Raw genomic sequence first — 9,994 nt, 5'->3', positions numbered from 1 at the left:
CCCTGACCGAAGGGGCGGCACCATCCCGGCCGTCGGCGCCGAAAGCCCGCTCAGGCGGAAAAGACAAGTACAAAAACACGTTGTTGCAGGCAGTTTCCTAAACGTCACGATGTTGCTGCCGAGAAACAACGTAGTCCCTCTTTGCCCTGGCGGGCCTGTTCTTCCGCTCGCCAGTATGAAGGCACCGCCAGGACCTCCGGGAATCTTCCGGCGCCCCGGCGGAATACGCCCGGGCAGGAAATTCCCGCCCCGCAGATGAGGAGACGGAGAAACAATGGCTGCCCTGCATGCTGCTGCCGTACTGGGCGGACGGCTGGACAACCTTGAGATCTCCGAATTCTGCCAGACGATTTTCTCCTCCTTCGCCCGGGCCGACCAGCGCCGCTGGGGCGAGCTGTACGTCCGGGGCCTGCTGCATGTCGACGGGCGCAAGACCATCCGCCGGATCGCCGGACTCGGCGACGGGCGTGACCCCATCCAGTCCCTGCAGCAGTTCGTGAACCAGAGCCCCTGGGCCTGGGCGCCGGTGCGCCGGGAACTCGCCGCGCTGGTGTACCGCGAACTGGCACCGAGGGCGTGGCTCGTGCGCGACGTCGCGTTCGCCAAGAACGGCACCGACTCGGTCGGCGTGGACCGCCAGTTCGCTCCCTCCGAGGGCCGGGTGCTCAACTGCCAGAGCGCCCTCGCCGTGGAAGTCGCCGGCGACCTGGGCAGCGTCCCGGTGAACTGGCGTCTGATGCTCACCAGGAAGTGGGACGAGGGCCCGCTGCGCGCCAAGGCGAACGTGCCCCCCGGCGAACGGTCGCAGCCACGTCGCCGGCACCTGCTGGACGCGGTGGACGAGATGATGGGCGACTGGAGGCTGCGCCCCCTCCCGCTGGTCGGCCACGTCCACGACCGCACGGATGTCGCGGTAGTCGTCCGCGGACTGGAGAGCCGCGGCCTGATGTACCTGCTGCGGGTGCCGGCCGGCACGCCACTGCGCTCGGGCGCCCGCCCGAACGGACCGCAGACCCTCGCGGACCTCGTCGGACTGAACCCCGAGGGCGACCGGACACGGCTGCTGCGGGGCGCCGAGCGGCGCGGCGGCCGCACGCAGGACGTCTACACGATGACCGCGCTGCCCCGCAGCACCGGATTCGGGGAGCCGTTCCGCGACGGGCTGCCGCTGCTGCACCGCCGGGTGCTGCACCGCGTCAGCCCTGACCCGGCCCGCGCCGAGTACTGGGTGACCAACCTCGACCCGTCGGGGATGCACGAGCCCTTGGCGCTCCTGCGGATGGCCGACCGGCACGCCGACAGCGCTCCCGTCCTCGCCGAGCGCACCGGGCTGCAGCACTTCGAAGGCCGCTCGTTCCGCGGCTGGCACCACCACGTGACTCTCGCCTCCGCGGCCCAGGCCGCGCTGCTGCTGAGCCAGGCCCTGGACGACCGCACCATCATACGTTCGAGCGCATGAGGCGGTCGGTTCCCGGCCGCACCGTCCCGCGTCAACGACCGCCCCCACCATGGGAGTTCAGATGCTGTTCTACGTACAGATGAAGTGGAACCACGAGGGCCGGATCTCCCTCGACGAGCTGTGGGAGATCGAGGCCGAGGAGGCCCAGCACGCGCAGGAGACCATCGACTCCGGCTTCTGCGTCGGCATCTGGAAGGTGGCGGCGCAGAAGCGCGTGATCGCCATCATCGACTCGCCCGACGCCGAGGAACTCGACCGCACCGCCCTCGGACGGCTGCCGATGCGCGAGTACCTCGAATTCGAGGAGGTCTGGCCGCTGCGCGACTACCTCGGCTTCGCGTCGGACGTGGTCAAGCGCTACCAGGTCTGACCGGACGTCAGCCACCGCACCGCCCTACATCCGACGGGAGTTTCCATGATCCACCAGCTCATCTTCGCCGCGCCCAAGCCGGGCATGACGGAGCGGGAGTTCCAGGACTACTGGCTGGACGTGCACGCCGTCCAGTACGCCAGCAAGATCCCGCAGATCCGCAAGTACGCGATCGACACCCGCATCCCGTCCTTCCTCGACGGTGAGGGCGAGCCGCTGTGGAGCGGCGTCGCCGAGATCTGGCTGGCCAACGAGCAGGAGCAGCTGGCCTCGCTGCAGACCGACGAGTTCCTGAACGGTGCCCGCCTGGACGAGCCCAAGTGGGCCGCCTTCTGGCGCACCGTGGTCCTCGACACCGATGCGCACGTCGTCAAGGAGCCGCCGCGGCACGAGGGCACCGGCAGCGGCGTCAAGCTGCTTCGCCTGGTCAAGCGGGCCGAGCGCCTGCCGCTCGACGCCTTCCGCGAGCGCAGCCTGAGCAGCTACGCCTCCCGCCTGGCGAAGGTGCCGGGCCTGCGCGGCTACCTGCAGAACCACACCCGGGACGGCTACTACGCCCTGGGCGAGGCCATGCTCGACGCCGTCCACCTGATGTGGTTCGACGACGAGCAGTCGCTGGCCGCGGCGCTGGAGTCCGCCGAGTTCAAGCACGCCGAGGAGGAGCTGGCCGAGCTGATCGAGCCCCGCTACGACCACCGGCTGGTCACCCGCGAGCACTGGATCATCGGTCCGGACGCCCGCTGAACTCCCGGCGCCGGGGACGAGCGAGGGGGTGGTCCCCGGCACCGGGTCGCGGATCCGGCCCGGGAAGGGCATTTGATGAACAGGATTGTGGTCGAGGACGTGACCCCAGTGGTGGGAGAGGGCCTGCCGGGCAAGGCGGCCGTAGGCGAAGCCGTTGCCGTCAGCGCCGCCGTCTGGCGCGAGGGACACGACGCGGTGGGCGCGGCCCTCGTGTGGCAGGGGCCTGACGACCCGGCGCCGCGGTACACCGCGATGAGCCGCTCGCCCGACGATGCGGACCGGTGGCACGCACTGCTGGTGCCCGACCATGCGGGCCTGTGGCGCTTCCGCGTCGACGGCTGGGACGATTCCTGGGCCACCTGGTGCCACGCCGTACGGGTGAAGGCCGAGGCCGGTGTCAATCCCGCGCTGCTCGCGGTCGACCTGGAAGAGGGCGCGCGGCTGCTCGACGAGGCGGCCGACGCCGCCGCGGCCGGCGAGCGGCTGCTGCTGCGGGACGCGGCGGGCGCCCTGCGCCGGGACGGCGCGCTGACCGAGGAGCGCCTCGGGCCCGCCCTGTCCACGCCGGTCCTGCAACTAATGGCCGAGCGGCCGGTGAGGCGCCTTCAGTCGCCGGGGCGCACCCACGAGCTGTGGGTGGACCGCGAGCGCGCCCTGTCCGGTGCCTGGTACGAGTTCTTCCCCCGCTCCACGGGCGGCCGCGACACGGCCGGCACCGCGCTGCACGGGACCTTCGCCACCGCGGCGGCCGAGCTGGAACGGGTCAGCACGATGGGCTTCGACGTGGTGTACCTGCCGCCGATCCACCCGATCGGCCGGACCAACCGCAAGGGGCGCAACAACGCGGTGGTGGCGCAGCCCGGCGATCCCGGCTCGCCCTGGGCGATCGGCTCGGCGGACGGCGGCCACGACGCGGTCCACCCCGAGCTGGGCACGCTCGACGACTTTGACGCCTTCGTCGCCCGCGCCCGGGAACTCGGCCTGGAGATCGCCCTCGACCTAGCGCTGCAGTGCTCGCCCGACCACCCCTGGGTGGCCGAGCACCCCGAGTGGTTCACCCGCAAGCCCGACGGCTCGATCGCCTACGCGGAGAACCCTCCGAAGCGGTACGAGGACATCTACCCGCTCAACTTCGACAACGACCGCGACGGCTTGTACGCCGAGGTGTTGCGCGTGGTCCTGCACTGGGTGCGGCACGGGGTGCGGATCTTCCGGGTCGACAACCCGCACACGAAGCCACCGGACTTCTGGCACTGGCTCATCGGCGAGGTGAAGCGGACCTGCCCGGACGTGCTGTTCCTGGCCGAGGCGTTCACCCGGCCGGCCCGGTTGTACGGCCTGGCCCGGCTGGGCTTCACCCAGTCCTACACCTACTTCACCTGGCGGGAGACCAAGGTCGAGATCGAGGGCTTCGGCAGCGAACTGGTCGCGCACGCCCACGAGTGCCGGCCCAACCTGTTCGTGACCACGCCCGACATCCTGCCGCGCTCGCTGCAGCACGCCCAGCCGGCGATGTTCGCCATCCGCGCCGCCCTGGCGGCCACCCTGGCACCGACCTGGGGCGTGTACGCCGGGTTCGAGCTCTACGAGTCCGAGCCGCTCGCCGCGGGAGGCGAGGAGTACCTGAACTCGGAGAAGTACGAACTGCGCCCCCGGGACTTCTGGGGGGCGCTAGAGCAGGGCCGCTCGCTGCAGCCGTGGATCACCCGGCTGAACGAGATCCGCCGCGCCCACCCGGCGCTGCGGCAGCTGCGCGACCTGCACTTCCACCCGACCGACAACGACTCCCTGGTCGCGTACTCCAAGCGCGACCAGGTCAGCGGGGACCTGGTCCTCGTCGTTGTCTCGCTGGACCCGGCGACCGCCCAGGAGGGAAAGGTCAGCTGGGACTTCCGCCGTCTCTGCCTGGAGCCCGGAGCTTTCGCAGTCCTCGACGAAGTGAGCGGAGACCTCTTCCACTGGACCGAGGAGACGTACGTGAAGATCGAACCGCTGCACCAGGCGGCCCACATCGCGGCGGTGGTGAGGGCATGAGCGGCCGCGAGCCGGTGTCCGCGGCCGGCGCCGGGCCGGCGGAAGGCGGTCCGCACTGGTTCAAGACGGCGGTCTTCTACGAGGTGCTGGTGCGCGCCTTCCATGACTCGGACGGCAACGGCACGGGAGACCTCACGGGGCTGACCGAGCGCCTGGACTACCTGTCCTGGCTGGGCGTCGACTGCCTGTGGCTGCCGCCGTTCTACGCCTCGCCCCTACGCGACGGCGGGTACGACATCAGCGACTTCCGGTCCGTGCTCCCGGAGTTCGGGACCATGGACGAGTTCGTGCGGCTGCTGGACGAGGCGCACCGCCGTGGCATCCGGGTCATGATCGACCTGGTGCTCAACCACACCTCCGACGAGCACCCGTGGTTCCAGGCCTCCCGCAGCGACCCCGACGGGCCGTACGGGGAGTACTACATGTGGGCCGACGACGACTCCGGCTACCCGGACGCACGCATCATCTTCGTCGACACCGAGCGCTCGAACTGGACCTACGACCCGGTCCGCGGCCAGTACTTCTGGCACCGTTTCTTCAGCCACCAGCCGGACCTGAACTACGAGAACCCGGCGGTGCAGGAGACGGTCCTCGACGTGCTGCGCTTCTGGCTGGACCTCGGCGTGGACGGACTGCGGCTGGACGCGGTGCCCTACCTGTTCGCCGCGGAGGGCACCAACTGCGAGAACCTCCCGGCCACCCACGACTTCATCAAGCTGTGCCGGAAGGTGGTCGACGACGAGTATGGCGACCGGGTCCTGCTGGCCGAGGCCAACCAGCCGCCGGAGGATGTCGTCGCCTACTTCGGCGACACCTCCGCCGGGGGCGACGAGTGCCACATGGCCTTCCATTTCCCGCTGATGCCGCGGATGTTCATGGCGGTGCGGCGCGAGTCGCGCTACCCGGTCGCCGAGGTGCTCGCCCAGACGCCGGCCATCCCGGACGGTTGCCAGTGGGGGCTGTTCCTGCGCAACCACGACGAGCTGACCCTGGAGATGGTCACCGACGAGGACCGCGCGTACATGTACGGCGAGTACGCCAGGGACCCGCGGATGAGGGCCAACATAGGCATCCGCCGACGGCTCGCCCCGCTGCTGGACGGCGACGACCGGCAGGTCCGCCTGTTCACCGCGATGCTGCTGTCGCTGCCCGGCTCGCCGATCCTGTACTACGGCGACGAGATCGGCATGGGCGACAACATCTGGCTCAGCGACCGCGACGCCGTGCGCACCCCGATGCAGTGGACCCCCGACCGCAACGCCGGTTTTTCGACCGCGGACCCGGGACAGCTGTACCTACCGGTGGTGGCAGACACCGTCTACGGGCACCAGGCGGTCAACGTCGAGGCCCAGCAGCGTGTGCCCTCCAGTCTGCTGCACTGGAACCGCCAGATGCTGCAGGTCCGCAAGGAGCACCGCGCCTTCGGGCTCGGCACGTACACCGAGGTGGAGGGTGAGAACCCCGCCGTCCTGAGCTACCTGCGCAGCCACCGGGCGGACAGCGCGGACACGGACGACGTGGTCCTGTGCGTCTTCAACCTCTCGGGCCGCCCGCAGCGGGCGTCGCTCCCGTTGAAGGACCACCGGGGCCGCGTCGTGATGGAGGCGACGGGCGGCGAGGTGTTCGGCTCCGTCGGTGACGAGGACTTCCCCGTCACCCTGTCCCCCTACGGCTTCTACTGGCTGCACCTGCGCCACCTGGAGGAGGAATGACCGGCATGGAGGCGGCCCTGGGCCGCTGGCTGCAGGCCCAGCGCTGGTTCGCGGGCAAGAACCAGTCGGTCCGGGACGTCACCGTCACCTCGACCGCGACCCTGGTGCCCGCCCCGGCGCACGACGGCCCCGAGGCACGGCTGCTGATCGTGGCCGCCGAGATGAGCGACGGGACGGTGCAGCGCTACCAGGTCCCGGTGGGCGTGCGCACCTCGGTGCCGTCGTGGCTGTGCGCCGACCCGATCGCCGTCATTGACGGCCGGCTGGTCTACGAGGCCACCAGCGACCCCGAGCTGATGTCCTTGCTGCTGCAGCGGGTCGCGACGGGCCGCAGCAGCGGCCCTGTGCGGTTCCGCTCCGAGCGGGAGGGGGCGCTGCAGCTCGCGGTCCGGGCCGGACTCGGTGTCCGCCCGCTGCAGGCCGAGCAGTCCAACAGCTCGGTGGTGTTCGGCGAGCGCTTCATCCTCAAGCTGTTCCGCCGAGCGGTGGCGGGGACCAACCCCGACCTGGACGTGCTGCGCCGGATCGGCGGCGAGGCCGGGGCCCCGATCGCCCCGGTGCTCGGGTCGATCGAGGGCGATACCGAACTCGGCCCGGTCACTTTGGGGCTGGTGCAGTCCTTCGTCCCGGGCGCCGTCGACGGGTGGACGCTGGCCACCGCTGCGGCGGACGGCGCCGAACTGGCACCGGAGGACTTCGCCGCACTCGGCGCGGCCGTCCGCTCCATCCACCGGGCGCTGGCGCGCGCCTTCGGCTCGGCAGCGCTGACGCCGTCCGCGGCGCGGCGGCTGACCGCCGGGATGTCCGTGCGGCTCGAAGAGGCACTGGAGCAGGTGCCGGTGCTACGGCCGTTCGAGCCGAGCCTGCGCGCCTCGCTGGCCGTGGAGCTGCACGGGCCGCTGAGCGGCCGGCTGCAGCGTGTCCACGGGGACCTCCACCTGGGGCAGGTGCTGCGCACCGGGGACGGCTGGCTGCTGATCGACTTCGAGGGGGAGCCGTCGGCCTCGCCGGCGGAGCGGGTGGCCTGGCGCTCCCCGCTGCAGGACGTCGCGGGGATGCTGCGGTCCATCGACTACGCCGCCCGCACCCGGCGCGAGGACGGTCCGGGCTGGGCGGAAGGGGCCTCGGACGCCTTCCTCCGCGGGTACGGCGGCATCACGTCCGCCGACTGGCGCCTGCTCCGGGCCTTCGAGCTGGACAAGGCCGTCTACGAGGTCCTGTACGAGACGAGGAACCGCCCGAACTGGGTCTCCGTGCCCCTAGGCGCCGTCCGGGACCTGACGCTGGGTCAGCAGGATGCGGGGGCGGCACCGTGACCGCCCCGGTGCGCGAGGTGGCCGGCCTGCCCACAGAGGAGCGCATGTGGCAGCTGCTGTCTGGCCAGATCGCCGACCCGCACCGGCTGCTGGGCGCGCACCCGTGCGCGGAGGGGACGGCGGTCACGGTACTGGCCCGCGGGGCGGACGCCGTGGACGTGGAGGTGTGCGACGGCCGGCGGATCCCGCTTCGCCGCCTGCACCCGGACGGGCTGTTCGGCACCGTGGTACCGAGCGGGGTCGGGCTGTACACGGTGTGGGAATGCACCGACGGGCAGTGGCGGCGACGGCAGGACCCCTACCAGTGGCCGCCGGCGCTGGACGAGGACGGCCTCGCGCTGTTCGCCGAGGGCCGGCACACGCGGCTGTGGGAGCTGCTGGGGGCGCGCCCGCTCCCGGCGTCGGGCGGCGCCCCGGCCGGCACACTGTTCGCCGTGTGGGCGCCGAACGCCCGCGGTGTGCAGGTCACGGGCGACTTCAACGGCTGGGACGGGCGCGGCCACTTGATGAGCCGCACCGACACCGGCGGGGTCTGGGCGCTGTTCGTGCCCGGCGTGGGCGCGGGCGCCCGCTACCGCTTCGTGGTCTGCGGGGCGGACGGGCGCTGGCGCGAGAAGTCGGACCCGCTGGCCCGGGCCGCCGAGTGCCCGCCGGCCAACGCGTCGGTGGTCACGGCGACTTCCCACCGCTGGCGTGACACACAGTGGATGCGCGAGCGCCCCGCCCGGCAGGGCGCCGACCGGCCGATGAGCGTCTACGAGGTGCACCTGCCCTCATGGCGCCAGCGGGAGGACGGCTCCTGGCTGGACTACCGCGACCTCGCGCGCCGGCTGGGTGAGCACGTGACGCGGCTGAGCTTCACGCACGTGCAGCTGCTGCCGCTGGCGGAGCACCCGCTGACCGCCTCCTGGGGGTACCAGGTCGGCTCCTATTTCGCGCCCACCGCCCGTCACGGCGACCCGGACGGGCTGCGCTTCCTCGTGGACCACCTGCACGGGCTGGGCGTGGGAGTGCTGTTCGACTTCGTGCCGGCGCACTTCCCGCGGGACGCTTGGTGCCTGGGCGGCTTCGACGGGACCGCCCTGTACGAGCATCCCGACCCCCGGCGCGGTGAGCACCCCGACTGGGGCACGTACATCTTCGACTACGGCCGCCCCGAGGTCCGCAGTTTCCTGCTGTCCGCCGCTTCGTACTGGCTCGCCGAGTTCCACGCGGACGGTCTTCGCGTCGACGCGGTCTCCTCGATGCTCTACCTGGACTACTCCCGGGGCGAGGGCGAGTGGCTGCCGAACGCCCTGGGCGGGCGAGAGAACCTGGAGGCGGTCGAACTGCTGCGGCAGCTCACCACGACGGTCCGCACCGCCCACCCGGGCGCGCTCGTGATCGCCGAGGAGTCCTCCGCCTGGCCCGGCGTGACCCGGCCGGAAGGCCTCGGGTTCGACCTCAAGTGGAACCTCGGCTGGATGCACGACACCCTCGTCCAGGCCGGCTCCACGTACCCGGACGGTGACGCCCTCAGGCACTCGGCGTCCTACGCCTTCTCCGAGCGGTTCGTGCTTCCGCTGTCGCACGACGAGGTGGTGCACGGCAAGGGATCGCTGTGGCAGCGGATGCCCGGGGACGACGGGGCGAAGGCGGAGCGGCTGCGGGCCCTTCTCGCCTATATGTGGGCCTATCCGGGAAAGAAACTGTTGTTCATGGGCGGCGAGTTCGGACAGACGTCCGAGTGGGACGCCGAAGGCGAATTGCCGTGGGGCCAGGCGGCCACCCAGCGGGGAGCGGCCCTAACCGCCCTTGTGGCGCGGCTGAACCGGCTTCAGCAGACGCTCGCGCCGCTGCGCCTGGACGACGATCCGCGACTGTTCTCGTGGCTTCCCGAGCCGAACGGCGGACCTGTCGCCGCCTTCGCGCGCACCGGTGCGCAGGGCGAGGCACTGGTGTGCCTGGTGAACTTCTCCGACCAGCCGCTGACGGACCTCGGCGTCCCGCTGCCCGCGGCGAGCGGCTGGTCGGTGGTGCTGGACACCACCGCGGCGCCGGACGGCGCCCCGGTCGCGGGTATGGTGCGCTCCGACGGCGCGCCGTTCGTCCTTCCGGCGCGCTCCGCGCTGTGGCTGTGGCACGACGGCTGGGGGGAAGAAGCCCTGCGCTGAAGGACGACAAGGCTATTTCGTGCACTGCACGAAATAGCCTTGTGCGGGCCCTGATTCGGGGCGGACTTAATCAAGTACACCCATTACCCGCCGACGGCCTTGCCCCCTCGGGCGGAGGTCCGGTTTTCTTCAAAGGGCGAGCAATCGCCAGCGATATCGAATGGCGGATTCTGCGCCATCTCCGATCCGACTTCACAGGAGACGGA

General features: G+C 71.3%; 7 protein-coding genes. All 7 read left to right on the top strand.

Annotated elements, in window-relative coordinates; translation table 11 throughout:
• Nucleotides 1-274 precede the first annotated feature (274 nt).
• The 7 genes from AC3ET4_RS25165 to glgB all read left to right on the top strand — a co-directional run bounded on the left by AC3ET4_RS25165 (nucleotide 275) and on the right by glgB (nucleotide 9,788).
• A complete protein-coding gene (locus AC3ET4_RS25165; RefSeq protein ID WP_431953183.1) occupies nucleotides 275-1,459 on the top strand; it encodes an IS701 family transposase in 1,185 nt (394 codons plus the stop codon).
• Between the two features lie 61 nt (nucleotides 1,460-1,520).
• Nucleotides 1,521-1,829 carry a muconolactone Delta-isomerase gene (locus AC3ET4_RS25160; protein WP_181792794.1) on the top strand — a complete coding sequence of 103 codons (309 nt, stop codon included), beginning with the start codon at nucleotides 1,521-1,523 and terminating at the stop codon, nucleotides 1,827-1,829.
• Nucleotides 1,830-1,874: 45 nt separating this feature from the next.
• Nucleotides 1,875-2,573 carry an EthD domain-containing protein gene (locus AC3ET4_RS25155; protein WP_431953181.1) on the top strand — a complete coding sequence of 233 codons (699 nt, stop codon included), beginning with the start codon at nucleotides 1,875-1,877 and terminating at the stop codon, nucleotides 2,571-2,573.
• A gap of 75 nt (nucleotides 2,574-2,648) precedes the next feature.
• Nucleotides 2,649-4,607 carry a maltotransferase domain-containing protein gene (locus AC3ET4_RS25150; protein ID WP_431953179.1) on the top strand — a complete coding sequence of 653 codons (1,959 nt, stop codon included), beginning with the start codon at nucleotides 2,649-2,651 and terminating at the stop codon, nucleotides 4,605-4,607.
• Complete coding sequence (gene treS / locus AC3ET4_RS25145) at nucleotides 4,604-6,319, top strand: maltose alpha-D-glucosyltransferase (RefSeq protein ID WP_431953177.1); 1,716 nt, start codon at nucleotides 4,604-4,606, stop codon at nucleotides 6,317-6,319. Before AC3ET4_RS25150 ends, treS begins: the two co-directional genes overlap by 4 nt.
• Nucleotides 6,316-7,635 carry a phosphotransferase gene (locus AC3ET4_RS25140; RefSeq protein WP_431953175.1) on the top strand — a complete coding sequence of 440 codons (1,320 nt, stop codon included), beginning with the start codon at nucleotides 6,316-6,318 and terminating at the stop codon, nucleotides 7,633-7,635. Before treS ends, AC3ET4_RS25140 begins: the two co-directional genes overlap by 4 nt.
• Nucleotides 7,632-9,788, top strand: a complete 2,157-nt coding sequence (gene glgB / locus AC3ET4_RS25135; RefSeq protein WP_431953173.1) for a 1,4-alpha-glucan branching protein GlgB — start codon at nucleotides 7,632-7,634, stop codon at nucleotides 9,786-9,788. The genes AC3ET4_RS25140 and glgB overlap by 4 nt, the downstream gene beginning before the upstream one ends.
• Nucleotides 9,789-9,994: the final 206 nt, after the last annotated feature.

It is taken from the genome of Actinacidiphila sp. bgisy167, assembly GCF_057707665.1.
Note: the sequence above shows the minus strand (reverse complement) of the source record. Positions and strands in the feature narration are given on the sequence as shown.

Bases quoted from the DNA above. Each gene is read 5' to 3' on its own strand.
- AC3ET4_RS25165 (WP_431953183.1), top strand. From the start codon at position 275: ATGGCTGCCCTGCATGCTGCTGCCGTACTGGGCGGACGGCTGGACAAC.
- AC3ET4_RS25140 (WP_431953175.1), top strand. From the start codon at position 6,316: ATGACCGGCATGGAGGCGGCCCTGGGCCGCTGGCTGCAGGCCCAGCGC.
- treS (WP_431953177.1), top strand. From the start codon at position 4,604: ATGAGCGGCCGCGAGCCGGTGTCCGCGGCCGGCGCCGGGCCGGCGGAA.
- AC3ET4_RS25150 (WP_431953179.1), top strand. From the start codon at position 2,649: ATGAACAGGATTGTGGTCGAGGACGTGACCCCAGTGGTGGGAGAGGGC.
- AC3ET4_RS25155 (WP_431953181.1), top strand. From the start codon at position 1,875: ATGATCCACCAGCTCATCTTCGCCGCGCCCAAGCCGGGCATGACGGAG.
- AC3ET4_RS25160 (WP_181792794.1), top strand. From the start codon at position 1,521: ATGCTGTTCTACGTACAGATGAAGTGGAACCACGAGGGCCGGATCTCC.